The organism is Paenibacillus sp. CFBP 13594, assembly GCF_014842675.1.
GTDB lineage: Bacteria > Bacillota > Bacilli > Paenibacillales > Paenibacillaceae > Paenibacillus > Paenibacillus amylolyticus_B.
In genome coordinates, this window is sequence record NZ_JACYVQ010000004.1 from 171,799 (window position 1) to 197,212 (window position 25,414).

The following is a 25,414-nucleotide window of genomic DNA, read 5'->3' on the forward strand; positions in this document are numbered from 1 at the left end:
GAAAGCAAAATGACAACGCATTGTGCACTTCTAATCATTGACGTACAGGTAGCGATGTTTGATGAAGCAGATCCCGTCTATCAGGGGGAACGATTGCTTCAAAAGATCCAGGTGTTAATTGCCAAGGCCCGTGAAGCAGGGCATTCCATCATATATATCCAGCACAGCGAAGGGGCAGGCAGTCCACTGGAACGAGGAACTCCGGGGTGGGCCATTCATCCGTCCATTGCACCTATAGCTGGTGACCTCGTTATTGAAAAGGAGACACCGGATTCATTTCACAGAACCGATCTGCATCTGAAATTGCAAGATAATGGCGTGAAGGAGTTGATTCTCGCGGGTATGCAGACTGAGGTATGTGTAGACACGACTTGCCGCAGAGCGTTCAGTCTGGGTTACACGGTCAATCTGGTTCAAGATGCGCACAGCACATGGAATTCAAAGACGCTTCAAGCAGAGCAGATTATTGCACATCACAATACGGTACTGAGACTGTTTGCCAACGTGGTGGATACGGAGAATGTGTTGTAATGCTAGGAAAACGTAGGCGATTTTGGTTTTTCATAGGTGCGGCAATCATGTTTATGTATTTTCTAATCACGAGTAATCCAGATCCAAATAAGCCGATTTCGAGAAATCAAGTGATAAGCACAGAGATGAGCATAGTTGTGTACACCAGGACAGGCGACGGTGGAGCACACGTTAGCATTGACAATGTTACGTTAAGTAAAGAAGACATTAGCCGTATAGTCGGCTGGCTGAATGCAGCCCCGGAATCAGCCAAAATACCAGTAGATGATGTCACAGGAAGCATTAGTGCGGGAATTGCTTTGAGATTAAAGCATAACGCTGAAATTACAATTCAATACAATCGGAAACAGATTATTGTATCCACAAAAAGCAGATTTAATAGAGATACGAAATATATACTTGATCAAAAGGACTTAAGAGACTTTATGGATCAAAAGTTGGAAGGGACGTATTTTGGTGAAGATACCGTTAGTGTTGAATAAGGAGGAGAGGTATTGACGATTAACAAAAGAATAATGAATCTATCAGCCTGGCTTGCTGTATTAGCCATCCTATGTATTCCTGGAACTTTACATACTGAAGATGGACCGCTCCGAACAGAGTATGGTTTCCCAATCCGATTCTTTACGGATTATCATTATGCCAACTCGGATGGAACAATCTGGTTTATATCTGGTATCTATTTAAATGTACTTCTATTTTTGTTCAATGTCCTGTTTATTTATGCAGGAATTCATGTAATCTTGTATATAAAAAAGAAATTAACTAAATAAATTGAACTGAATATTTACACAAAACGGAGAGGACAGAAAGGACCTGAAGAAGCGGAGTGTTCGCCTTTATCCCCGGATTTTAACTTTATAAAAGGAATCAAAAAAATCTGGGGATAACAGCGATCGGAAGGTTGTTCTGTCATCGGAGTGGTAAGTGTAAATATTCAATAGTGCAACTTTATATAGAATATAAAGATGGAGTGATTACGATGAAACAACTTCCAGTAGAATGGAAGTCAGACCGACTTATTATCTCAAATGTGGAAGAATCCGATATTCCTGAACTTGAGTCCATATATGAGACCAGTCGGTACTTGCATCAATGGGATGGACAAGAGCACGATCGGAACTATGTAAAAGAATGTTTTGAAGAAGGCCACCTTCCACCGGGAGGCAGGGATATGGACAAGAATTAATTCGGAGGATACCTTTGCCAATACAGAATTGATCAAATCTCTCTGAAAAATATGCTGATAAAGGGGAATATACCAATGGAAACATTCTTTCGTTATAACTGGATGGTGCGTGAGCAATGGTATGTGTGGTGTGAAGATGTACCGCTTGAAGAATTGCTTCGGCCTCGCATGGGCGGAGTAGGCAACATATTACAAACATTATTTCATATCATTGATGTAGAGTGGAGCTGGCTTCAGTTGCTTCAGGACAAACCGGATGATGCAGAAGATTTTGCAAACTACCAGAATCTTGAGGCAGTAAGGCGACTCGATCGCAAGTTACGTCCTGATGTGGAGGCATTTGTTACAGCATGGGATTCGAGTATGGAAAAAAGAGCTTTTATTGATCATCGCTCAGCTGGCAAGGTCAGTACATATTCATGGGGAGAAGTAATGCGACATGTGATCGCCCATGAGATTCACCATATGGGACAGCTGTCGGTATGGGCCAGAGAATTGGGTAAGCAGCCTGTATCCGCCAATGTCATTGGCAAAGGCCTGATGATACCTGACTAACAGGGAGAAAGCGGCATGACATGAATGAACGGAGGAAAACGATGACAATTCAACTTAGCCAGATGAATTGGATAGAACTGGATGAATGTATCCAGCAGGTGATTGAACAGGAGGTTCAGATCATTCCCTTGCCACCTGGACTGGAAGCGAGTGTGATGAGAATTGAAATGCAAGATCAGCAGTACGTATTGAAAGTCTGGGACAAGGATTCCAAACCGGATATCGCCAAACAATATCGATTATTGTCCAAGCTTTATCAAAGTGGAATTCGTGTTTCCAAACCCTACGGTTGGGGATTAGACGAGCAAGAGAATCAAGTGCTGTTAACGAGCTATGATGGAAAGCCGCTTAACCAATTAACACAAACCAAACTGACACATTTGGCTGAGCGATTAATGGAGGTCCATCGTTATCCGGTGAATGAAGTGAGTACTGGAGAAGATGAAGAATACATATTCAGGTACGATTTTGTTCAATACTTTTTTCCTCAAATTGAATTACATGACGATATAAATGATCTTCTGGCAAACTTGATCCAGCAGGTCCAGATCAGACAGGACCGCTTGATTCATGGCGATTATAATCTGGGAAACATTCTTGAGATGGACAACCGTTACAGCATCATCGATTGGACTAATGGGCAGTATGGTGATCCAAGGTACGATATGGCATGGTCTGTTTTTCTGATCACCATCTATAATGGGGAAAGTTACGGCGAGATGTATCACGCTCAATTTGCACGTTCTGCAAGTTATGTGTACACGCTGGAAGAGGAGCAGGTTTTTGAAGCTGTGGCTTGCCTGCGCTGGATTCTGTTAAGGCGCGTTGGGGATGTACCCATGGGGCCAGATGTAATGGAAAGGGTTCACAGCATGGCTGTCCATAATCCGTATTTGAATGAACACCTGCTGTTTAAATAAAATAAACAGCCAGTCCTAAACTAGCGATCCTCGCATACCCATGAGAGTAGAGGAGCGTGATCGATATGGAGCAGAAAGTACAAACCTACTTTGACCTGAAGCAGCAGCAAAAAGATATTGAGCAGCAGTTGTCTGTACTACGAGATGAGATTGTCGCTTATTGTACAGAACAAGGGGTCTATGAGACGCAGGTTGGTGGTTACACCGTGAAAACAGTGCTGCAGAACCGGAAGGAATACGATGATCAGAAGCTGTATGCTTCTCTTCCAGACCCGGACATCTGGCGATTGTTGTCCAAGGTAGACAGTCATAAGCTGAAAAGCCTGATTAAGCTAAACATTCTGTCCGAGGAGCAAATTAACCCGGCATGCACAGTGAAACAGGTGACCTTGCTACAGGTAGACAAGCTGTAACGCTTCATACTCTCTTTGTACATGTGTTGAATTTAACTGAACCTCCCGATCACAAAACACCTTCGAAGAAATGTTCTGTTGCGATGAGCAGCGGAACAAACGTGGAGGTGTTTTTGTTTTGCGAACAGGTCCCAGGATCATAAATAGTTAAATATGAGGGGGAAGAAGTATAATTTGTTCATTGTAAGCGTATTCAACAAACGATATGATGGATAAAAAATGGCAGGGAGGAATTGTAAATGCCAACCGAAATTCCATCACTACATGCTGCGTACGCTAATACGTTCAAAATAGGTGCTGCTGTACATACCAGAATGTTGCAGTCCGAAGGGGATTTCATCGCCAAACACTTCAATAGCATCACGGCTGAAAATCAGATGAAATTCGAAGAAATTCACCCGGAAGAGAATCGTTATACTTTTGAGGCGGCGGATAAAATTGTTGATTTTGCTGTTGCTCAAGGTATTGGGGTTCGCGGACATACTTTGGTCTGGCATAATCAAACATCGAAATGGGTCTTTGAGGATACCTCAGGTGCTCCTGCTTCCAGAGAGCTGCTATTATCTCGCTTGAAGCAACATATTGATACGGTAGTAGGTCGATATAAAGGGCAAATATATGCATGGGATGTCGTCAATGAAGCGATTGAAGATAAGACCGACCTGTTCATGCGGGACACGAAGTGGTTACAGCTAGTGGGAGAAGACTATTTGCTGCAAGCATTCAGTATGGCTCATGAAGCTGATCCAAATGCGCTTCTTTTCTATAATGACTACAATGAGACGGATCCGGTCAAACGGGAGAAGATATACAATCTGGTTCGGTCTTTGCTGGACAAGGGAGCACCTGTACATGGAATAGGCATGCAGGGACATTGGAATATTCATGGTCCTTCGATTGAAGAGATCCGAATGGCTATTGAGCGTTATGCTTCACTGGATGTGCAGTTGCATGTTACGGAGCTGGATATGTCCGTGTTTCGTTATGAGGATCGTCGAACGGACCTCACCGGGCCAACTTCGGAGATGGCTGAGCTACAGGAGCGTCGATATGAAGAAATCTTCAATTTGTTCCGTGAGTATAAATCATCCATTACCTCTGTGACGTTCTGGGGAGTGGCCGACAATTATACTTGGTTAGACCATTTCCCGGTACGCGGACGCAAAAATTGGCCCTTTGTTTTTGATCAACAGTTGCAGCCAAAGGAATCATTTTGGCGTATCATTAACCCTATGTCCTGAACATCAGGGAAGTGGAGAGAATCGGTCACGATGTGGCCGATTTTTTGCTGTACTTAATATAGATTATACAGTACGGTTATCTCGTGAATGATAGAGGCGTTGAGTTGTGTGGATGATAAAAATATGGTATTAAATGGAATTGTGTGATAGGGTAAAAGAAAGGCAATCTCGAACAATATTCTTTTCCGAAATGAGTTGAGAAGATGGATCGCACCCGCAATTATCTGTTAATATTTGCAGGAAACTTGGTCGCTGCGTATTATATTTTTGAAGAAGGCACTTTTGCCAAACCGCTGATGTTTGCAACATTCATGCTGTTACTGATCATGACAATCGATTACATGAAAAGTAGAAACAAATATACATTGGAATAGGGTATGTCCATGTTTTTAAACGATTCTGGAGCATAGGGTCGTTTTTTTTATTGTATATAGAACAGCTTCCATTTACATCATGACCATTGTTCATTACACTTGATGAGTAGCAACTCATTACCTCAGTTTTCGTTAACTCAATTCAGATCATCAGGAGGATATCATTATGCATCAATCCGCACATATTCAGGAAGCAAGAGATTACATATTAAACCGAATCCATACCAAACCTGCCGTAGGCATGATTCTGGGTTCCGGACTGGGAGCGCTCGCGGATGAGATTGAAAATGCGACCGTTATTCCGTATACAGATATTCCGTATTTCGCCCAATCGGAGGCTATCGGTCATGCCAATGAATTGGTTATTGGTGAACTGATGGGCAAAACGGTTGTAGCGATGAAAGGCCGCCTTCATTATTATGAAGGTTTTACATTGGACGAAGTGACTTTCCCCGTTCGTATCATGAAGGCGCTGGGTGTCGAGCAATTGCTTATCACCAATGCCTGCGGAGCCATCAACACAAGCTTTGAGCCGGGTCAACTGATGCTCATTACAGATCATATTAACCTGGTAGGCAATAACCCGTTGATGGGACCAAATAATGCTGAACTGGGTGTTCGTTTTCCAGACGTATCACAGGTATACAATCGTGAACTGCGCAGTATTGCCCTTAAGGTTGCAGAAGAGCAGAATGTTGGCCTGCAGCAAGGTGTCTATGCATGGTGGAGTGGCCCGGCATATGAGACACCAGCGGAGATTCGCATGATTCGTACGATGGGTGCGGATGCAGTGGGTATGTCCACGGTACCTGAAGCCATTGTTGCCATTCATGGCGGTATGAAGGTACTAGGCATTTCCTGTCTGACCAACATGGCCTGTGGTATTCTGGATCAGCCGTTAAGTCATGATGAAGTTATTGAAGTGGCTGCGCAAGTGAAAACAACCTTTATCGGACTTGTAAAAGGCATTTTGAAAGAGATCTAATCGCGAGATGATTTTTTATCTAGGCCACGATGGATAGGATAGAGTTTCCATCCAGCCAAATCGAAACCACAAAAAAACGTATGTTTCACGAGTTGTTACTCGTGAGACATACGTTTTTTTTATTTTGCAGAACTATGAACCATCTGAGAATGATCGTCCATGATTGCTGGTGTGGACTCCCTGATAATGGGTTTGGTCACAATGTGGGAGACCTGATACGGCTGTGTCGGGCTATTAATCCGGGATAACAGCATCTCCGCAGTCTTAATGCCCATCTCATTGCTATAAATATGAACCGTTGTTAATGCTGGCTCAATAATTCGAGATTGGGGTGCATTATCAAATCCGCATATCGCAATATCCTGTGGCACAGCGACATTTCTGTCTTTTAACGCCCTGATCAGATCAACTGCTATAAAGTCATTAGCGCATACGTAAGCGGAAGGTAGGGATGCCAGCTCTCCTACTCGCTGGTTCAACCATCCTGGCTTGGAGAAACACAGGCGATCATTATCTACGATGCAATGGGACAGGTCGACCTGCAACCCCGCCTCCAGCATAGCACGCTGATATCCAACCCATCGTTCATTAAAGCTCTTGCAGTGATTGTAATCTCCGACGAATCCAATACTTGTGTAGCCGCTCTCAATTAATTTTGTGGTTAACTGATAGATGCTATGTTCATTCTCCATGAGTAGCAGATCTGCTTTGAATTCGGGATAACATATGTTGGAAGCGCAATCGATAAAGATGGTGGGAATGCCCAGATCGGTAATCAGCTGTGTATATTCCAGATCAAATAATTCAATGCAAATGATGCCGTCTACTTTGGCTATATCAAAATTGTTGGGAAGTGTAAGTGCATCTTGATCGTCTTCACGCACGATGTGAATCGAGAGATTATATCCCTCCGCACTGATTCTTTTCTCCAAACCGCTGATTAACAACGAACCAAAGTGAGATGTATTAGGCAGGTTTTCAGTTAACAGGGCGATATTGCCCGGAGCCTTGGTTAGAACATGCTCATTTTCCATATAGGCAAACTGTTTATATTTAAGTTCAATTGCTTTTTTAATTACACGATTTCGGGTCTCATCCGGGATGTTTCCGCTATCATTTAATGCTTTGGAAGCCGTATTCCTGGAAATCCCCAAAGCATCAGCAATGTCTTGTATCGTGACTTTTTCCTTTGCCATCTAATGCTTCACCTCTAATCATCAATAGTTATCCATATTCTTCTCTAAGTCAAATGTATAATAGAACGGGACAAATAGCAATCTCTGTTTTACAAATGCACAATTACATTTACATTTAGATAGTCGAATTCTATTTTCATAATTGTTCCAGAAGTTTTGTTAATTAGTGTAACAATGATAATCTATTACAGTCATGATATAGAAATATCTATGCGGGTATTAACGATTCAGTGCTGTATATATGCAAATTTAATCCTCTTTAGTTACATTAATGCAAAGATAAAATGATCAAATGCACAAATATTTTTTTACAAAACGTATTGACTAAATCTGTTGAAACCTGATAAATTGTAAATTATCAAATAGGCAATTGTAAATATTGAAAGCCCTTACTGAAAACAATTGTCAACTTCTAGAATGAACGGGGGTATCGTGTTGGATAACATAGCCGACAGCAAAAAGGGCGGAGGAAGGGTACTGAAAGTGAGGACGACAAGCGGTCATAGGTTACAGCAGCTCAAAAAAAATTACTTTTTATATATGTTGCTTGCACCAGCCTTAATTTTGACTCTTATCTTCAAGTACATTCCGATGTACGGAGCCATCATTGCGTTTAAGGATTTCAGTCCGATCAAAGGCATCATGGGCAGTGATTGGGTAGGACTGAAGCATTTTGAGAAATTTATAGCTTCACCCAATTTCGATATCATTTTAATGAATACGCTTAAACTCAGCTTTTTGGGATTGATATTCAGTTTCCCGGTGCCCATTTTACTGGCACTCATGCTGAATCAGGTACGCAAAGCTGGCATCAAGAAAAATATTCAATTGTTTCTGTACGCACCCAATTTTATCTCGGTTGTTGTCGTTGTGGGTATGCTGTTCATCTTCCTCTCACCGACAGGGCCGATTAATCAATTAGCCACATGGATTACAGGTCAGCCGATTATGTTCATGTCTGAACCGGAATATTTCCGCTGGATCTACATTTTGTCCGATATCTGGACCGGAGCCGGCTGGGCTTCCATCATATACGTCGCGGCTTTGGCCAATGTTGATCCGGAGCTTCACAATGCGGCTAATCTGGATGGAGCTAATCTCCTTCAGCGTATTCGCCACATTGACCTTCCAACGATTCGTCCGATTATGGCCATCGTCTTTATCCTTGCAGCTGGCGGGATTATGTCCATTGGATTTGAGAAGGCCTATCTGATGCAGACGTCCATGAACCTGCCGTCCTCCGAGATTATTGCCACGTATGTCTACAAGGTGGGACTACAGTCTGGAGATTACGCTTATTCTGCGGCAGTTGGATTGTTCAACTCGGTTATCAATGTGATTCTGCTAGTGACGGTGAATCTGATCGTGAAGAAATTGAATGAAGGCGAAGGCCTCTATTAGGAAAGGAGTATTATCCATGGTTGTTAAACACACGGGAATGGATCGATTGATCCTCACACTCAATGCCATTTTTCTCACCTGTGCTGTACTGGTTGTGGTTGTTCCCCTGATTTATATTGTTATCGCCTCATTCATGGACCCCACGGTGTTACTGAATCGTGGACTGTCCTTTAATGTATCGGACTGGAGCCTGGACGGATATCAGATGATTTTGTCCAATCCAGCCATGATTCGGGGGTTTGCAAATGCGGTATTGTACTCGGTTTCCTTTGCACTGATCACCGTGACCGTATCCATATTTGCAGGTTATGCATTGTCGGATGATAGGCTCGCGGGACGTGGATTTTTCATGATTATCTTTATCATTACCATGTTCTTCGGCGGGGGATTAATCCCTACGTATCTACTCATACGTAATCTCGGCATGCTGGATACGGTGTGGGCGATCATCATCCCTGGAGCCGTTAACGTCTGGAACATCATTCTCTCCAGAACCTTTTTCAAAGGAGTCCCTCGAGAACTGAAAGAAGCTGCAAACGTGGATGGAGCCTCTGAGATGAAGATTTTCTTCCAGATCGTCATTCCGTTGTCGAAACCGATCATTTTTGTACTCGCACTTTATGCGTTCGTTGGGCAATGGAATTCCTATTTTGATGCAATGATCTATCTCGATAATCCGAACCTGCATCCGTTACAGCTCGTTCTGCGTTCCATTCTGATTCAGAATCAGGCTGCACCGGGCATGATCAGTGATCAACTCGCGATGGCAGAACTGAAACGGCTCTCCGAGATGATTAAATACTCAGCGATTGTCATTTCGAGTCTGCCACTCATCATCATGTATCCGTTCTTCCAGAAGTATTTCGAAAAAGGTGTCATGGTCGGTTCCCTCAAATAGTGAACAGCCTGCGATACAGTAAGTTGATCCAATCCAACTCATGGAGGTCATTATTATGAAAAAAGTGAACAAGTCCAAAAAAGCCGTTACAACGGCATCCATTTCCATGTTATCTGCAATGCTCTTTCTAACCGCCTGTGGCGGAGGTGGAGGCGGCGCGGCAAGTGAGGCGCAATCCCCTGATGGCAAGGTGACATTGAATTTTATAACACAGAGCTCTCCGCTGGCTCCCGCTGATCCAAACGACAAGCTGATTAACAAGCGACTCGAAGAGAAAACCAATGTGCATATCAACTGGAAGAACTATACGAGTGATGTGTTTGCAGAAAAAAGAAACCTGGCGGTTGCCAGCGGTGATTTGCCGGATGCCATTTTTGATGCAGGTTACGGGGATTATGATCTCCTGAAACTGGCGAAGGACGGGGCGATCATTCCACTTGAGGACATGATTGAACAACACATGCCTAATCTGAAAAAGGTGCTGGAGGAAGCTCCCGAATACAAGAGCATGATCACGGCTCCAGACGGACATATCTATTCATTCCCATGGATTGAAGAACTCGGAAGTGGCAAACAACGGATTCAGGCAGTGGATAACTTGCCCTGGATTAATGTGGAATGGTTGAACAAGCTTGGACTGAAGATGCCAACGACAACCGAAGAACTGAAAGAAGTATTGATCGCGTTCAAAACTCAAGATCCAAACGGCAACGGTAAGGCCGACGAAATTCCGTTATCTTTCATTAACAAACCGGGCGGAGAAGATCTGACATTTCTCTTTGCGGCATTTGGACTCGGAGAGAACTGGGATCATACCGTGGTAACCAATGATGGGAAAGTGGTCTTCACAGCAGCTGATGAAGGCTACAAGGAAGCGGTTAAATACATTCATGAGTTGGTTCAGGAAGGGCTGATCGATGTCGAATCGTACCAGCAGGATTGGAACACGTACCTGGCGAAAGGCAAGGATAACAAGTACGGCATGTACTTCACATGGGATAAGGCTAACATTACAGGCATGAATGATACGTATGATGTTCTGCCTCCGGTTGCCGGGCCTAACGGAGAGGTCAATGTCACAAGAACAAACGGGATTGGGCTTGATCGTGGTCGCATGGTCATTACCAGCAGCAATAAAAACCTGGAATCCACAGCGAAGTGGGTAGACCAACTGTATGATCCGCTCCAATCTGTGCAGAACAACTGGGGTACCTATGGAGACGAGAGTCAGCAAAATATTTTTGAATTCGATGAAGCCAAAGGCATGCTGAAACATCTTCCGCTGGAAGGATCTGCACCTGTGGAACTCAGACAAAAAACCAGTATCGCAGGACCATTGGCCATTCTCGACAGTTATTATGACAAATACACAACCAAACCGGAAGATGCGGCTTGGCGCATGGAACTTCTCGACAAGGTTATGGTTCCGCATATGAAAGCGGAGAACGTATATCCAAGTGTGTTCTTCTCCATTGATGAACTGGATCGATTGTCCACGATTGAGACCGATCTCTTCGCCTACGTGTTACGTCTGCGTACAGAATGGTATCAAAACGGGAAAATAGATCAGGAGTGGGATGCTTACTTGAAAGAGCTGGATCGCCTTGGATTGCAAGAATGGCTACAGATTAAACAAGCAGGATATGACCGTAATAACAAATAAAGAAAAGTACGGAGGAGAAACCATAATGTCGACAATTCTTAAACAAGATTACAGAAATGAATACCATTTTTCACCGAAAGAGAAGTGGATGAACGACCCGAACGGCATGGTGTTTTTCAATGGGGAGTATCACTTGTTCTATCAGCATCACCCACATGGAACCACATGGGGCCCCATGCATTGGGGCCATGCAGTGAGCAGGGACCTGATCTCCTGGGAGGAACTTCCGATAGCTTTACTCCCCGATGAGAATGGCACTATATTCTCGGGAAGCGCCGTAGTGGATTGGAATAATACGAGCGGATTCTTTGAGGGTGAGCCAGGATTGGTTGCTATTTTCACCCATCATCTTGAAGTTAAAAACCAAGATGCCATACAAACCCAGAGTCTGGCGTATAGCAAAGACAACGGCAGAACCTGGACTAAGTACGAGGGTAATCCGGTATTAACGCATGAGTCCTTTGTTGATTTCCGTGATCCCAAAGTGTTCTGGCATGAGCAGACCAAGGAATGGATTATGATTATCGCTTGTGGTCAAACGGTATGTCTGTACCGATCTCCCAATCTGAAGGATTGGACGCTAGGAAGTGAATTTGGCGAAGGGATAGGTTCACACGATGGCGTGTGGGAATGCCCGGACCTGTTCCCACTTGCAGTGGATGGAGATTCAGGGCAGGTGAAATGGGTGATGCTCGTTAGCATCGGTGCAGATCCTGCATTCATAGAAGGGTCCAGAACGCAATATTTTACCGGAGATTTTGATGGAAGTACATTTGTTCCAGATGAGGCATCCCATACGATTCGCTGGATTGATCATGGCCGGGATAACTATGCGGGAGTTAGTTGGTCTGACATTCCGGCTGAAGACGGCAGACGCCTGTTTATGGGGTGGATGAGCAACTGGATGTATGCCAATCAGACGCCAACCAATGATTATCGTGGAGCAATGACCATTGCCCGGGAGCTGTCACTGGAGACAAGATCCGGAGAAGTCATACTGATTCAACGTCCTGCACGTGAACTTGAGCAAGCACGTACGCCAGTATTGTCCCTACAGGATGCTTCGATTCAGCAAGTGAGTGAGCAGTTGAACGCTTTGCAACTAGTGAACTATGAGATCCATGCAGAGTGGGCTCAGGATCAGTCGTTCCATTTTGCCTTAAGAAGCGGAGCTGACAACGAAACGCTCGTTGGCGTAGACGCCAACCGAGGGGAAGTATATATCGATCGTAGTGGATCGGGTATCGGCGATTTTCATGAACATTTCCTGAGCTGCCATGCAGCTGAGTTAAAAGATGTAAATGCGAATCAAAGTTTGCGTATCTATGTAGATCATTCATCTGTGGAGGTATTTGCAAATGATGGTCAGGCGGTTATTACGGATCTGATCTATCCGGATGTGGATTCCAAGGGCATCTCTGCTCATGCAGAAAATACAGATCTGGTATTCTCCTCACTTCATATCTATGAGATATCACCAACCAAGGCTAAAGGTTAATTGTAATGAAGGAAAGGAGCCCAGAACGATGCGTATTGGAGCCATAGAAGCGGGCGGAACGAAGTTTGTATGTGGTGTAGGTAATGAGCATGGACAGATTGAAGATCGGATCAGCTTTCCAACAGAACATCCGGAGACCACTCTTGCCAAGGTGATCGACTATTTCAGGGATAAAGATGTGGAAGCCATGGGGATCGGCTCCTTTGGTCCGATTGATCTACAACCGGATAGTCCCACCTATGGTTATATTACGACCACACCTAAGCCTGGGTGGGGAAACTGTAATGTGATTGGAACCTTGAAGCATGAATTTCCGGTTCCTTTTGGATGGGATACGGATGTGAATGCTGCCGCGCTCGGTGAAGTGACGTGGGGAGCGGCGCAAGGGCTGGATAACTGTGTATATTACACGATTGGCACAGGAGTTGGTGTCGGACTTGTGGCAGGGGGCCAACGAGTACACGGATTGTTACATCCCGAGGGTGGACATATTCGGACAAGACGCCATCCAGACGATCACTTTGCCGGATTATGCCCGTATCATGGCGATTGTCTGGAGGGGATGGCAGCCGGTCCAGCCATTGAAGCTCGCTGGCAGATCCCTGGCAGTGAACTGCCGGCAGATCACCCGGCGTGGGAGATCGAATCCTTTTACATTGCGGAGTCGATTACTACGGCCATCTTGCTTCATTCGCCGCAGAAGATCATCTTGGGTGGTGGTGTGATGCAGCAAGATCATCTGTTTCCTATGATCCGGGAGCAGGTAGTGCGGAATCTCAATGGTTATGTAAATGCTGCCCCAATCACGCAACATATCGACCAATATATTGTGCAGCCCAGATTGGGCCAGCATGCAGGCTTGTGTGGTGCGCTAGCATTGGGTCTGGAAGCATTACAACATGCAGCACAAGCTTCACATGTTTCATAGTTTTCTATAGTAATCTACATCCCAGAATGGATGGCTGCGGGTTCGCTTATTTCTATAAGCAAGACTGCACCGTCCTTTTTGGGCTTTTTTATTTTTTGAGGAGTTCAATATGTTTGAAAAATATAGTGCATTCTAAAATCCGGTGTTGCTCAAGTGAGCTGCCAAAGGTATGATTTTTAGTGTTCTATCCCTATCATGCGACAAGACATTCAAAATTTAACGTGTTTCTAATGGAAAGGAATTCAACAAATGAACCCAATAACAATGCGTCAAGCTGTACAGGCAGACCAAGAGCAACTCGCTGATTTGCGAGCCTTGGTATTATACGATGATCTAACCAGGCTGGGAAGGTACGATGATGTGAAGGTGCGTGAACGTTTCCGGAATACATTCAATCCTGCCCAGACACAGATTATTGAAGTGGAGGGTTCAATGGTAGGTTGTGTAGCGTTGAAGCCCAAGTCTGAGGCATATCTATTGGAACATTTCTATATACATCCCGATTATCAAGGCCAGAGAATAGGAACTCAGGTACTGAATATGCTGCTGGAACAGGATGAAGTTCAGGGGAAACGGGTTATTTTAAATGTTTTGCAGGGAAGCCCTGCTCGGCGATTGTATGAACGATTTGGATTTATATTGGACAGTGAAGATGAGGTCGATGTGTTTATGTCAAAGCACCTTTGAGAGAATGAATCCTTGTCGCAAGATAGGGATATCATCTCGAAGGTGGGAACCTATTAAATATTTGTGAATACATGGCAATAGTGATTGCTTGACTCAGGAAGATTATGATAGTATCGAAGTCAGAGAATATATGGAATATTTACAAAATGTAGGACTTTTTTATTCCGATTCCTATACTCTTAGGCAAACGTTCGAACAGATTCTGATCACAGAAATGGTGTCACAAAAATGGATTTTCAAAGATTACATGTCTCATATGGAGGAGGAATCTTTTTTGCAAGAATATCCTGTGGCTTATGATCAGTTTGATATTCACTTCTATCAGGTCGTGGAAATGTTTTCTGAACAAAAGCTGGATGTAAGTGCGTTGGATGAGGATTTAAGAGTTCTTGGATTAAACTCCATTTCATTTATCAAACTGATCATTGCCTTGGAGAACGAATTCAATATTGAGATGGACGATGAGTATCTTGAATTGGAGAACTTCACAACATTGCAACATCTGAAAGACAGTTTGCGTAAGTGCATCAATTATGAGATTCCCAATGAGTCATAAAGGGAAAATGACGAAACAAGCTCATATCAGACAATCACAGCATCGAGTTCCGTTTATTGGACTTATAACCTCAAAATCAGGAGTGATATGTGATGAAAGTTGAACTGAATGCGGAGCAATTGATGTGGCAGGAACAATTCAAGGATTTTGTAGACAGCGAGATTATTCCATACGCTAGTTTAAACGACAGCGAAGAACGAATTCATCCGGAACTCCTTGCGAAAATAACTGAGGCTGGTTATCTGGGCTCCATGTTGCCAAAAGAATATGGCGGGATGGAACTGGACAATATCACTATCGGGATTCTTAACGAAGAGGTTGGACGTGGTTGCTCCTCTGTTAGAAGTTTGTTAACCGTTCAGGGGATGGTGGGTTTAGCGATCTTGCGTTGGGGAACGGAGCAACAAAGACAATACTGGTTGCCAGCATTAGCTACGGGAACAACTTTGGGTTCATTCGGATTGACAGAACCGAGTGTTGGAAGCGATGCCAAAAGCATTGAAACAACGGCCGTATTAGACGGAGACGAATACATACTTAACGGTCATAAAAAATGGATTACTATGGGGCAGCTTGCAGACGTATTTTTGATTCTTGCCCAATGTGAGAACAAGCCGACAGCGTTTATCGTGGAGAGAGATTCCATTGGGTTCAGCGTTGAACCTATGAGCGGGTTGCTTGGAGCGAGAGCATCAATGATTGCTGAACTGAAAATGGATTCTTGTCGTATTCCGAAGGAAAACCTCCTGGGTCAAGTTGGTACAGGGTTATCACATGTAGCTTTACCTTGTCTGGATTATGGAAGATACACGATCGCTTGTGGCTGTGTCGGTTTAGCCAAGGCATGTCTGGATGCATCAGTACATTATGCCAATTCCAGAATCCAATTCGGAAGAGCTATACGCGAGAATCAAATGATACAAAAAATGATCACTGAAATGTCAGTGAATATGAAAGCGGCACGGATGCTGTGTTACAGAGCAGGATATTTAAGAGATGTGGGTGATCCAGAGAGCATTATGGAAACTTGGACTGCCAAATATTTTGCTTCAACCATGGTGAATAAAGTTGCCAGTGATGCGGTGCAGATTCATGGTGCCAATGGTTGCCATCGAGACTATCCCGTAGAGAGATATTATCGGGATGCCCGAATCAATGAGATTATCGAAGGCACGACTCAAATGCATGAGATTTTAATCGCAACACAGGAGGTTGTAACACACCGCCGTGAAATGAGACGTTCAAATAAAGCGGAAAAAGTTAAGGATAGCGCGAATCGAAACGTTTAGATTTTGCATTGCAGGACCTAAGGAAGAGCCCTTTTTTTGCATTAGGCAGGATCATTCATTATGCTATGAAAAAAGGGCTTGATCATTAGGTTCTTTGATGTTTTACCATAATTGATTTAGGAAAGATACGGAGCTGATTAGGATTGAAACGGATTGGGCAGGGACAGACAGCGGAAATATTCAGACATGGTGAAACTTCAATTTTGAAACTTTTCAGAGAAGATTTCTCTGCGGAAGCGATTCAGCATGAGTTTGATAATACTCGAATCGTTTTGGAACTTGGAGTTAAATGCCCACAAACAATTGATATGGTGACGATCAATAATCGTAAAGGTATCATATTTGAGTTGGCCAGTGGAAGGACACTTTTGGAAGAGATGATTATTAAACCATGGTCCATTGAGCGCAGAGCAAGGCAGATGGCAGCACTTCATCATCAAATACACCAGCAATCGGGTGAACGGATTCAACAAAAGCATAAGACTGTATTAGAGAAGAATATATCAAACGCAAGTGATCTATCGGACATTGAGAAGCAACAGATTATGGACTATGTACATAGTTTGCCGGAAGGCAGATCTCTATGTCATGGGGATTTCCATCCCAATAATGTGATTACAGGCAAAGAATCCTGGATCATAGACTGGATGACAGGCGCATCGGGCTGTCCAGCAGCAGATGTGGCAAGGACGCTAGTGTTATTGAAATACGGAAATTTGCCCAAAGGCGCTCCATTGATGATGAAAGTTCTGCTGAAGATAATCAAAAGCAGGATGAGTAAAGCGTATATTGAGTATTACTTGTCTCTCTCGGGCATGGACATTCGCGAGATACATCGCTGGGTTCTTCCCATTGCTGCAGCCAGACTAACGGAGTGGATACCACCTGAGGAAAAAAAAGATTTATTGGATTACATTCGTAATCAGCTTAAAAAATTCAACACAACTTAGATCAAGATTAGGGATGAATGTATAGCACCGTACTTGTCAAAACCGTCCGAAAAACAATCAGGAGGTTAACGATAATGGATTTCCAACTACGTTCTGTTGTTTCTTATGATATGGTCGTCCGTGAAAAAAAACATCTATTTGACTTGTCTCTCAGAAGACAGATTGCCATATTTGAGGTTATGGATGCATTGGAAATCAGTGTGTTTAGCAAAACGGTGCAGGTTAAGGCAGGGGCTGTGTTGCTGGCAAATAAAATAAGACTGCAAAATTACGATAAACCTGTTCTGAAAATGAGAGGTATTATTTTTGGATCGGATTTGCTTGAGCGACTGCCAAGCTGTCACATATTAAGTGAGAATGGTAGTAAACACTATGATCTTGCTGTAAGCCTGTTGAACCGAACGGTAGAGAGTAGAGAAGACATCGAAATAGCTGAAAGAGATTTTCTTGAAGTATACTCCAGTTACTATCAAACGAATCTGGCTAATTTGATGCGACCGGAAACGGATCGGGAGGACTCGGTCAAACGCAACTTGGTTATGATATGCAAGTATATCCAAAACAATTATGAACAGCCAATTACTCTGCAATTTCTGGCGGATATGGTTGGTTATAATCCAGTGTATCTGTGTAATCTGTTTTCTAAGGTTTTCAATGTTTCGCCACTGAAGTACCTACAGCAGATTCGGGTGGATAAGGCACAGGAATACGTAACCAAGACGGATCTTCCAATCTCTGAAATTACAACGAAGCTAGGGTACAGTTCTAGTACACAATTTAGTGCAATGTACAAGAAAAAAGTAGGCAAAAGTCCGACCGAACATCGCAATCAATTCAGAAGTAACAAGGGAGATTTGTCCCTATCTATTCAATCTACATAATGTATTCAATAACACAGAAAATATTGTATTTTTTTACGTAAAATGATAAATTACGATAAAAATAAGAATACGAGGAATGATAGGGCTAATGAAGAAAATTCAACTTTTTTGTTTGCCTCATGCAGGTGGATCAGCCATGATTTTTCATCGCTGGAAATCATCTTTAAGCCCTTTTATTGACGTAATACCGATCGAATTAAAAGGAAGAGGCGCTCGAGTGGGAGAACCGTTCTATGAAAGCTTTGAAGAAGCGATTGAGGATATCTACCCCACGGTTTCCTCGCTAATTCATGGGCCTTATGCTATTTTCGGACATAGCATGGGAAGCTGGATGGCGCTCGAACTATATTACCGACTTGCACAGTCAACGAAACAATTGCCTGAACATATGATGCTTTCAGGCAATCGTGCACCACATATTTTCAAGGATGAGAATATTCACACATTACCAGACGAAGAGTTCAGAGAGACGATTCAGAACATGGGTGGAACGTCGGATGAGGTCTTTACCAATAAAGAGCTCTTTTCGTTATTTGCACCTGTACTTAGAGCGGATTTTAGGATTGTCGAACTCTATCGTTTTCAGCCCAAGCCTTTCAAGGTTCAGAGTGATATTACCGTGTTAACTGGCAGAAGTGATACCCGAGTGAAATCTAGCGATCTGATCGGATGGAAAAAGTACGCTGGTTCACAATGTGACATTGTCAAATTGGATGGAGGACACTTCTATATCCAGGATAATATTCAGGAAACAACGAGAATTATAAATGAAAAGCTGCAACCTTACGTAATCTAGTTGACAAGGAGTGTGTTCCAGTTATGAGCATGGATAACTTGGCTCAATTATTTAACTCCCTTGGTTCAGTCACAGACAGAGGTATTACTTTTCTGAATGGCAGCAAAGAAGAAAAGGTTGTATCGTACCAATCCCTTCTGCAATCAGCCAAAATCCGATTAGGAGAACTTCAAGCATTTGGGATGCAACCGGGTAATGAATTGATCTTCCAACTGAACTCGGAAGAAGAGTTTATTGTCACCTTTTGGGCTTGCACGCTTGGAAAAATCATACCGGTTCCGATAACCTTAGGCGGAAATCAGGAGCAAAGAATGAAGCTTTACAATGTGTGGAAAACGTTGAATCATCCGTTTATTGCTGCTGATCAGGATCTCACGGAAAGCTTGGACAAGTTTGCCCGGAAGAATGGATTGGAAGAGGTTGTCTGCGAAATGCATGCCCGAATCTTTATAGTACAGGGCATCTCGAACGTACGAGAAGAACCTATTGTTGAGGGAATTGAAGCTAGCATCCAGCCGGATGACATAGCCTTTATCCAATTTTCTTCAGGTTCTACAGGACAAACCAAGGGTGTAGTAATTACACACCGCAATGTCATGATAAATATACAAGCTATGAATATAGCAACCCAAATCTCCTCTAATGACCGTTCTTTGAGTTGGTTACCCCTGACCCATGATATGGGTCTGATTGCGTTTCATCTTACAAGTACCTTCCAAGGTCTGCAACAGTTTATTATGCCAACTTCCTTATTCATCCGTCACCCTACATTATGGTTAACCAAAACTTCTGAACACCGTGTCACCCAACTATATGCTCCAAATTTTGCTTATAAATATTTTCTGGATTCATATAATCCACTAACCTTTTCATCAACGGATTTGTCTACGGTACGTTTTATTATGAACGGTGCTGAGCCGATATCTCCGGCACTTTGTTTCAATTTTTTGGAGGCGATGAGTCCTTATGGGCTGGCCTCCAATACAATGCTGACGGCGTACGGCTTGGCCGAAGCAACTGTTGGTGTTTCCTTTGGTAACGTCGGTGATTTGACTTGTTATGTACTGGACAGACGATATTTGGAGACCGGGAAACCATTCATAGAAGTTGAACCGGGCTCAGAACATGCTGTTTCTTTTGTGGAAGTAGGCAAGCCGGTTCAATACTGTGATGTACGAATATGTGATGATTATGATAAGCCGGTCAAGGAATTGGTGCTGGGCAGTATTCAAATTAAAGGATTGAGTGTAACAAGCGGGTATTACAACAATGCGGCAGCTACGGAAAAAGCAAGTACAGCCGATGGATGGATTCGTACTGGAGATATTGGATTTATGAATGATGGCGCAATAGTCATTACGGGCAGAACCAAGGACATTATCTTCATCAATGGTCAAAACGTATATCCGCATGATATTGAACGTGTAACGGAGGAACTGGAGCAGTTTGATCTGGGGAAAGTCGCTGTATGTGGTGTCTCCAATCCACTTACAGGATCGGAAAGCGTTGTAATGTTTGTACTGTATAAAAAGGACTTGCCATCTTTTATTCCAAGAGTTGGAGAAGCCAAAGCACATATTCAGCAGCGGATGGGGATTGAACTCAAGTCCGTGCTGCCCATTAAGCAAATTCCTAAAACGACGAGTGGAAAATTTCAACGTTACAGGCTTCAGGAGCGGTACGAAACAGGAGAATTTAGTGAAATCGAACAATCTATTCAGAGCATGTTAAGCCATATGCAGGAGATCAAAGAAGTACAACCAGCTCGTGATCATATCGAACAAAAGCTGATTGAGATTGTTGAGTCCGTAACGGGACTTAGGAATGTCGGAGTAACGGACAACCTGGCTGAAGCTGGATTCGATTCGCTAAAAGTAACGCAGATTCATCAGGCAATCGATGATGCATTTCCAAACAAAATGGCAATTTCCAGCTTGTATTCACATACCTCTATTGTCTCATGGGCGAATCTGATCAGACAAGACAGAGTGGAACTGGAGTCTGTACAGATGGATCGGAGCTTTTTCCATACGGATCGAGGTTACGAAGCCTTGTCGTATCAATTCACTCTCCCAGCTTCATTGGTACAGGATATGCGACTGATTGCACAATCTGAAGCGATCAGTATTCATGTATTGGCATCAGCTATGTATGCTTACTTGTTACACACTTTGTCAGAACAACCCTCTATTGATATGCACGTATCCTATGGTACAGCGAGAATGATTACACCTGTACGATTGAATTTCGATCAATACAAGACAATGAAAGAGCTCTTTCAAAATGTTCATCAACAGATCATAACCATGCCTTCAGATCGAGCGTTTCCCGTCGAGCAGATGGGCCAGATCAGAACAAGCAGCACGGAGTGGGCAATTAATCCTTTATATGGTGAACAGCATCTGTTCAAGGCATCGGACGATGTATTGAACTATTACGATCTGATTATCCTGGTGTCGGACGAAGGTGATACTCTGCAGTGCAATTGTCGTTTTAATGGACGCAAATTAAAACAGAGCCGTGTGAAGCGTCTTATTGCCAATTATGTGAGAGGACTTCAACTATTGGTACAACCGGAATTGAAATGAAATTTCATAGGGGGACGGCCATGCTTGATCAGTTGTTCGACAGAGAGCAATGGGAAGAAGATGACCAGGACACTACTATTGAACTGGATATAACAACGGATAATAGACATGATATAGCTGTTATAGGTATCGGTGCGAAGTTGCCGACCGGAGAGTCGCTGGATGAATTTTGGAAGATGCTTGATTATGGAATTGATTGCATACGTGAATTGCCCAATCATCGAAAGGGCCAGTTGGATCAATACTTGCTTCACAAGCAAGGTTCATTGGAGCATGTGCGTTATTTGAACGGAGCTTATCTGGACGAAATCGATGAATTTGATTATTCCTTCTTCCGTATGAGTGCACAGGAAGCCAAGCTGATGAGTCCGGTCCAACGATTGTTTTTGCAAACGGTATGGCGTGCGGTTGAGGATGCAGGTTATGGTGGTGACCGTTTGGCTGGAAGTTCAACTGGGGTGTACGTGGGTGTAATCGGAGATCAAGAAGGTTACAAGTACAAACAGATGGTCGAGGAATTAAGTCCGGACATGTTACCAATCGCCACCGTAGGTAATCTTTCGTCCATCATTCCTGCAAGAATTGCTTATCTACTTAATCTGACGGGGCCGGCTATGGTTGTAGACACAGCATGTTCCTCTTCGCTGGTTGCTCTGGATATGGCAGTACGTGCATTACGTGAAGGAAGTTGTGATATGGCTATCGCTGGAGGGATCAGGCTGAATATGATTCCACTGGATAAAGAGTATTACAAAATCGGTATTGAATCCAGTGATGGAGCAACAAGAACCTTTGATGAAGATGCGGATGGATCAGGAATGGGTGAGGGTGTAGTAAGTGTTGTACTAAAACCTGTGGAACAGGCATTGCGGGATCATGATCATGTGTATGCAGTCATAAAAGGCACAGCTGTGAATCAGAATGGGTATTCGGCAGGGATTACAACGCCCAATGCGGTAGCTCATGAAAAAGTACTGACGCATGCTTGGCGTGATGCTGGAATTCATCCAGAGAGTCTTTCCTATCTGGAAGCACATGGAACAGGTACGCTCATTGGGGACCCGATTGAACTGGAAGGTATCCAATCGGCTTTTCGCAGATTTACGGACAAAAAACAATTCTGTGCGATAGGATCGGTTAAGTCCAATGTGGGCCATTTGTACGACAGTGCAGGATTGGCGGGTCTGCTGAAGGCGATTATGGCACTCAGATCCAAACGTATTCCCTCTACACTTCATTTTAATAAGCCAAACCCAAAATTCGAATTTGATACATCACCAGTCTATGTCAATGTCATTTCAAGGGAGTGGGAAGCGGCCACTCCTCGAAGATGTGGAGTCAGTTCATTTGGGTTAAGCGGCACCAATTGTCATGTCGTACTGGAAGAAGCTCCGAACATATCAGTGGAATTGGGGCGCGATGACCAATATCCCTTTTTGATCTCCAGCGTATCATCCGGAAATCTCTCCCGTCAGGTGCAATCATATGTGAAGTGGATCAATGAGAACCCGAAGGCCGATGTGAGGGATGTATGCTGCACAGCAGCTACTGGAAGACAGCATCATGCACACCGAGCGGTGTGGGTGGTCAATTCGTTGGATCAATTGCTGCAGCATTTAAACGACTTTCTTGCAGAACCCAAGACCGGTAGATATGAACAAGATACATTCAGAAAAAGTAATCAGATATTCACTACGGAAGAACTTATCTCGAAATGGCATATCGAAGTATGCGATAGAGCAAACGTGCTAGAGGAGTTGTGCACACATTACCAAGGCGGAGCTCAGATTAATTGGTCAAGAATCTATCCAGATGTGACCTATAACAAGTTGAGCTTGCCCACATATTCATTTGAGGAGAGTAAGTGCTGGATTGATACTAACCCCGATAATTCGGTACAGACTGAGGAAGAAGCGATGTATTATTCATTGTCATGGAAGCCTTGGAGCGAGATCGGCAAGACTAACTCATCCATCATCCATAATGTTGAACGTGTTTTAATAATACGAAATGATACACAGCTACATGCAACCCAGTTGGTGAACCAAATTCGTGAAGCTGGAGTAGCAGTTATCGAAGTGATATTGGGAACATCTTACCTTCAACAGGATGCACAGACATATGTAATCCGAAATAACGAGAGTGATTATATCAAACTTTTGCAGGAAGTGTCCTTTGGAGGTCCCTATCGGATCGTGCATATAGCATCACTTGACCATACAGAAATTAAGGAGAACAGGCTGGACAAAGGTCTTATGTCTGTATGGAGACTTACCAAGGCATGCTCACACGTCTTTGCAGAGCAGGTTGAGATGATTTTGGTGACAAGCTTTGCTAATGAAGTGACGGGTGACGAGAAAGTTCTGTATCCGGAGAATTCAGCGATGCTGGCTTTCGGACATACGGTACAGCGTGAGATTCAGAATCTCGAATGCTTCTGTATAGATGTTGACCAAGATTGGGATACCTCTCAGTATATGCGTTACATTTTGGGGCCGTTGGAGAAGAAGTCTTTGGCGATTAGAAATGGACAAGCATATCAAGCTGAATTCGCACCTGCTGATGTGGGTTCCATGCCTGATGCTGAGATGAACTGGAAAGAAGACGGCGTATACATTATTACAGGTGGACTTGGTGGTCTGGGGATGGAGATCGCTGAACGCTTGCTATCATTTGGACGTATGAATCTGGCTTTGATTGCAAGAACGCCACTGCCCAAACGTCACAATTGGGACATCATTCTAAATGCAAAAAATACTTCACCAGATCTAAAAAGTAAGCTTCTTCGGTTACTTGATATGGAGAAACGGGCCGGACAGATGATGTATTTTGGAGCTGATGTTGCCGATGCGGATCAGTTAAGTCAAGCCATTGAACAATTAAGAAGTCGATTTGGTTGTATACGTGGCATCATCCATGCAGCAGGCGTTGGGAGTACACAACAAGCTGACCAGATGACTGAGGAAGAGTTTACAGCAATGCTGGCTCCGAAAGTGAAGGGGACTCATCTACTGGATCAGCTAACAGCCGAAGATCAGCCAGATTTTCTAGTCATGTTCTCGTCCGTCGCTACGTTATTTGGTTCTACTGGACAGGCTGCTTATGCCGCCGCGAATGCATATCAGGATGCCTATGCCCCAATGCGGAACCGCAAAGGGATGCGTACGATAACGCTGAATTGGACTACCTGGAAAGAGGTAGGCATGGCTTCCAGAGCCGGGTTTGATTTTGACACCTTATTCAAAGCGATGCCCAAAGAGTGGGCATTGGATCGATTGTTCGAAATAATGGGAAAACAGACCGACCGTCTGCTGGTGGGGGAAATGAACTGGAATTCACCCTATTTAAACATTTTGAATAACTACCACTTTCATCTTGATGCCAACATCGGACAAAGGTTACAAAAATGGATGAGAATGCCGGAGAGAGCAAAGCAAATATCAATGAATAAGGAATCCGCTTCTACTGTTCAGATCCCAACGGAAAAGTATAAACTTGAATTGGAATCATCCGTGGAGATGGACCGGACTATTGCCAATATAGTTGGACAATATTTAGGCATTAAAGAGATGAATGTACATGACAGCTTTTTCGAACTCGGTGCAGACTCTATTATGATTAAGCAGATTTTCTTGAAATTGGACAAAACTTACCCTGGAAAACTCATACTGACCGATCTGTTTGAATATCCAAGTATCTCCAGACTAACTACTTATATGAGCACCACAGAAAAGCAGAAGCCTCACCAGTCTCCTCAAAAGGAAACTTTCGAAGAGGAACGGGATACAGATCTTGAGAATCTGTTCGATGAGATCGAACGTGGAGCAATGGATCTGGATGAAGCAATCATCAACCTTCAAAAGATGTAGGGGGAC

The 25,414-nt window shown here is 43.6% G+C and carries 24 protein-coding genes; 23 read left to right on the forward strand and 1 reads right to left on the reverse strand.

Features of this window, described 5'->3' with window-relative positions:
* Positions 1-9 precede the first annotated feature (9 nt).
* From IFU39_RS14595 to IFU39_RS14640, 10 genes are all read left to right on the forward strand, one after another.
* Positions 10-531: a cysteine hydrolase family protein gene (locus IFU39_RS14595; protein WP_105601724.1), complete on the forward strand. Its 522-nt coding sequence runs from the start codon at positions 10-12 to the stop codon at positions 529-531.
* 137 nt (positions 532-668) lie between these two features.
* Positions 669-1,013 carry a hypothetical protein gene (locus tag IFU39_RS14600; protein ID WP_146117040.1) on the forward strand — a complete coding sequence of 115 codons (345 nt, stop codon included), beginning with the start codon at positions 669-671 and terminating at the stop codon, positions 1,011-1,013.
* A gap of 12 nt (positions 1,014-1,025) precedes the next feature.
* Complete coding sequence (locus tag IFU39_RS14605) at positions 1,026-1,304, forward strand: hypothetical protein (RefSeq protein ID WP_091020292.1); 279 nt, start codon at positions 1,026-1,028, stop codon at positions 1,302-1,304.
* Positions 1,305-1,513: 209 nt separating this feature from the next.
* Positions 1,514-1,720 (forward strand): hypothetical protein, encoded by a 207-nt coding sequence (locus tag IFU39_RS14610; protein WP_181155580.1) that lies wholly within the window; start codon positions 1,514-1,516, stop codon positions 1,718-1,720.
* 75 nt (positions 1,721-1,795) lie between these two features.
* The gene (locus IFU39_RS14615; RefSeq protein WP_091020290.1) at positions 1,796-2,275 is read left to right on the forward strand and encodes a DinB family protein; all 480 of its coding nucleotides are present in this window, start codon (positions 1,796-1,798) and stop codon (positions 2,273-2,275) included.
* A 41-nt stretch (positions 2,276-2,316) separates the two neighbouring features.
* Positions 2,317-3,195 (forward strand): aminoglycoside phosphotransferase family protein, encoded by an 879-nt coding sequence (locus IFU39_RS14620; protein WP_105601721.1) that lies wholly within the window; start codon positions 2,317-2,319, stop codon positions 3,193-3,195.
* A gap of 65 nt (positions 3,196-3,260) precedes the next feature.
* On the forward strand, positions 3,261-3,608 hold the full coding sequence (locus tag IFU39_RS14625; protein WP_105601719.1) for a hypothetical protein: 348 nt from the start codon (positions 3,261-3,263) through the stop codon (positions 3,606-3,608).
* 239 nt (positions 3,609-3,847) lie between these two features.
* Positions 3,848-4,849 carry an endo-1,4-beta-xylanase gene (locus tag IFU39_RS14630; protein WP_105601718.1) on the forward strand — a complete coding sequence of 334 codons (1,002 nt, stop codon included), beginning with the start codon at positions 3,848-3,850 and terminating at the stop codon, positions 4,847-4,849.
* A 203-nt stretch (positions 4,850-5,052) separates the two neighbouring features.
* Positions 5,053-5,223 carry a hypothetical protein gene (locus IFU39_RS14635; RefSeq protein ID WP_017686928.1) on the forward strand — a complete coding sequence of 57 codons (171 nt, stop codon included), beginning with the start codon at positions 5,053-5,055 and terminating at the stop codon, positions 5,221-5,223.
* Positions 5,224-5,389: 166 nt separating this feature from the next.
* Entirely contained in the window at positions 5,390-6,208 is an 819-nt protein-coding gene (locus tag IFU39_RS14640; protein ID WP_036617166.1) for a purine-nucleoside phosphorylase, read from the forward strand.
* Between the two features lie 119 nt (positions 6,209-6,327).
* On the opposite strand, the gene IFU39_RS14645 is transcribed toward IFU39_RS14640, so the two are convergent.
* Positions 6,328-7,404 (reverse strand): LacI family DNA-binding transcriptional regulator, encoded by a 1,077-nt coding sequence (locus IFU39_RS14645; RefSeq protein WP_192133297.1) that lies wholly within the window; start codon positions 7,402-7,404, stop codon positions 6,328-6,330.
* Between the two features lie 540 nt (positions 7,405-7,944).
* Between IFU39_RS14645 and IFU39_RS14650 the strand changes: the two genes are divergently transcribed.
* The 13 genes from IFU39_RS14650 (at position 7,945) to IFU39_RS14710 (ending at position 25,408) form a co-directional block, all read left to right on the forward strand.
* Positions 7,945-8,805, forward strand: coding sequence for an ABC transporter permease (locus IFU39_RS14650; RefSeq protein WP_223200008.1), 861 nt, complete (start codon positions 7,945-7,947; stop codon positions 8,803-8,805).
* Between the two features lie 16 nt (positions 8,806-8,821).
* Entirely contained in the window at positions 8,822-9,703 is an 882-nt protein-coding gene (locus IFU39_RS14655; RefSeq protein WP_036617174.1) for a carbohydrate ABC transporter permease, read from the forward strand.
* Between the two features lie 55 nt (positions 9,704-9,758).
* Positions 9,759-11,366, forward strand: coding sequence for an ABC transporter substrate-binding protein (locus tag IFU39_RS14660; RefSeq protein ID WP_192133300.1), 1,608 nt, complete (start codon positions 9,759-9,761; stop codon positions 11,364-11,366).
* A gap of 25 nt (positions 11,367-11,391) precedes the next feature.
* A complete protein-coding gene (locus IFU39_RS14665) occupies positions 11,392-12,864 on the forward strand; it encodes a glycoside hydrolase family 32 protein (protein WP_192133302.1) in 1,473 nt (490 codons plus the stop codon).
* 28 nt (positions 12,865-12,892) lie between these two features.
* Positions 12,893-13,792 carry an ROK family protein gene (locus tag IFU39_RS14670; protein WP_192133304.1) on the forward strand — a complete coding sequence of 300 codons (900 nt, stop codon included), beginning with the start codon at positions 12,893-12,895 and terminating at the stop codon, positions 13,790-13,792.
* A gap of 249 nt (positions 13,793-14,041) precedes the next feature.
* Complete coding sequence (locus IFU39_RS14675) at positions 14,042-14,479, forward strand: GNAT family N-acetyltransferase (RefSeq protein ID WP_192133306.1); 438 nt, start codon at positions 14,042-14,044, stop codon at positions 14,477-14,479.
* Positions 14,480-14,609: 130 nt separating this feature from the next.
* Positions 14,610-15,035: an acyl carrier protein gene (locus IFU39_RS14680; protein ID WP_206759561.1), complete on the forward strand. Its 426-nt coding sequence runs from the start codon at positions 14,610-14,612 to the stop codon at positions 15,033-15,035.
* Between the two features lie 92 nt (positions 15,036-15,127).
* Complete coding sequence (locus IFU39_RS14685) at positions 15,128-16,324, forward strand: acyl-CoA dehydrogenase family protein (RefSeq protein WP_047843977.1); 1,197 nt, start codon at positions 15,128-15,130, stop codon at positions 16,322-16,324.
* Between the two features lie 143 nt (positions 16,325-16,467).
* Complete coding sequence (locus IFU39_RS14690; RefSeq protein WP_047843976.1) at positions 16,468-17,274, forward strand: phosphotransferase family protein; 807 nt, start codon at positions 16,468-16,470, stop codon at positions 17,272-17,274.
* A gap of 74 nt (positions 17,275-17,348) precedes the next feature.
* Positions 17,349-18,155 (forward strand): helix-turn-helix domain-containing protein, encoded by an 807-nt coding sequence (locus IFU39_RS14695; RefSeq protein WP_192133308.1) that lies wholly within the window; start codon positions 17,349-17,351, stop codon positions 18,153-18,155.
* An 88-nt stretch (positions 18,156-18,243) separates the two neighbouring features.
* Positions 18,244-18,951, forward strand: coding sequence for a thioesterase II family protein (locus tag IFU39_RS14700; protein WP_192133310.1), 708 nt, complete (start codon positions 18,244-18,246; stop codon positions 18,949-18,951).
* Between the two features lie 23 nt (positions 18,952-18,974).
* Positions 18,975-21,539 (forward strand): non-ribosomal peptide synthetase, encoded by a 2,565-nt coding sequence (locus IFU39_RS14705; RefSeq protein ID WP_192133312.1) that lies wholly within the window; start codon positions 18,975-18,977, stop codon positions 21,537-21,539.
* A gap of 20 nt (positions 21,540-21,559) precedes the next feature.
* Positions 21,560-25,408, forward strand: a complete 3,849-nt coding sequence (locus IFU39_RS14710; RefSeq protein WP_192133314.1) for a type I polyketide synthase — start codon at positions 21,560-21,562, stop codon at positions 25,406-25,408.
* Positions 25,409-25,414 lie beyond the last annotated feature (6 nt).

What these genes read in the sequence shown, in the direction of transcription:
- IFU39_RS14685 (WP_047843977.1), top strand. Translation starts at nt 15,128, where the DNA reads ATGAAAGTTGAACTGAATGCGGAGCAATTGATGTGGCAGGAACAATTC.
- IFU39_RS14710 (WP_192133314.1), top strand. Translation starts at nt 21,560, where the DNA reads ATGCTTGATCAGTTGTTCGACAGAGAGCAATGGGAAGAAGATGACCAG.
- IFU39_RS14640 (WP_036617166.1), top strand. Translation starts at nt 5,390, where the DNA reads ATGCATCAATCCGCACATATTCAGGAAGCAAGAGATTACATATTAAAC.
- IFU39_RS14695 (WP_192133308.1), top strand. Translation starts at nt 17,349, where the DNA reads ATGGATTTCCAACTACGTTCTGTTGTTTCTTATGATATGGTCGTCCGT.
- IFU39_RS14665 (WP_192133302.1), top strand. Translation starts at nt 11,392, where the DNA reads ATGTCGACAATTCTTAAACAAGATTACAGAAATGAATACCATTTTTCA.
- IFU39_RS14680 (WP_206759561.1), top strand. Translation starts at nt 14,610, where the DNA reads ATGGAATATTTACAAAATGTAGGACTTTTTTATTCCGATTCCTATACT.
- IFU39_RS14650 (WP_223200008.1), top strand. Translation starts at nt 7,945, where the DNA reads ATGTTGCTTGCACCAGCCTTAATTTTGACTCTTATCTTCAAGTACATT.
- IFU39_RS14675 (WP_192133306.1), top strand. Translation starts at nt 14,042, where the DNA reads ATGAACCCAATAACAATGCGTCAAGCTGTACAGGCAGACCAAGAGCAA.
- IFU39_RS14635 (WP_017686928.1), top strand. Translation starts at nt 5,053, where the DNA reads ATGGATCGCACCCGCAATTATCTGTTAATATTTGCAGGAAACTTGGTC.
- IFU39_RS14660 (WP_192133300.1), top strand. Translation starts at nt 9,759, where the DNA reads ATGAAAAAAGTGAACAAGTCCAAAAAAGCCGTTACAACGGCATCCATT.
- IFU39_RS14610 (WP_181155580.1), top strand. Translation starts at nt 1,514, where the DNA reads ATGAAACAACTTCCAGTAGAATGGAAGTCAGACCGACTTATTATCTCA.
- IFU39_RS14630 (WP_105601718.1), top strand. Translation starts at nt 3,848, where the DNA reads ATGCCAACCGAAATTCCATCACTACATGCTGCGTACGCTAATACGTTC.
- IFU39_RS14670 (WP_192133304.1), top strand. Translation starts at nt 12,893, where the DNA reads ATGCGTATTGGAGCCATAGAAGCGGGCGGAACGAAGTTTGTATGTGGT.
- IFU39_RS14645 (WP_192133297.1), bottom strand. Translation starts at nt 7,404, where the DNA reads ATGGCAAAGGAAAAAGTCACGATACAAGACATTGCTGATGCTTTGGGG.
- IFU39_RS14655 (WP_036617174.1), top strand. Translation starts at nt 8,822, where the DNA reads ATGGTTGTTAAACACACGGGAATGGATCGATTGATCCTCACACTCAAT.
- IFU39_RS14615 (WP_091020290.1), top strand. Translation starts at nt 1,796, where the DNA reads ATGGAAACATTCTTTCGTTATAACTGGATGGTGCGTGAGCAATGGTAT.
- IFU39_RS14705 (WP_192133312.1), top strand. Translation starts at nt 18,975, where the DNA reads ATGAGCATGGATAACTTGGCTCAATTATTTAACTCCCTTGGTTCAGTC.
- IFU39_RS14595 (WP_105601724.1), top strand. Translation starts at nt 10, where the DNA reads ATGACAACGCATTGTGCACTTCTAATCATTGACGTACAGGTAGCGATG.
- IFU39_RS14700 (WP_192133310.1), top strand. Translation starts at nt 18,244, where the DNA reads ATGAAGAAAATTCAACTTTTTTGTTTGCCTCATGCAGGTGGATCAGCC.
- IFU39_RS14620 (WP_105601721.1), top strand. Translation starts at nt 2,317, where the DNA reads ATGACAATTCAACTTAGCCAGATGAATTGGATAGAACTGGATGAATGT.
- IFU39_RS14625 (WP_105601719.1), top strand. Translation starts at nt 3,261, where the DNA reads ATGGAGCAGAAAGTACAAACCTACTTTGACCTGAAGCAGCAGCAAAAA.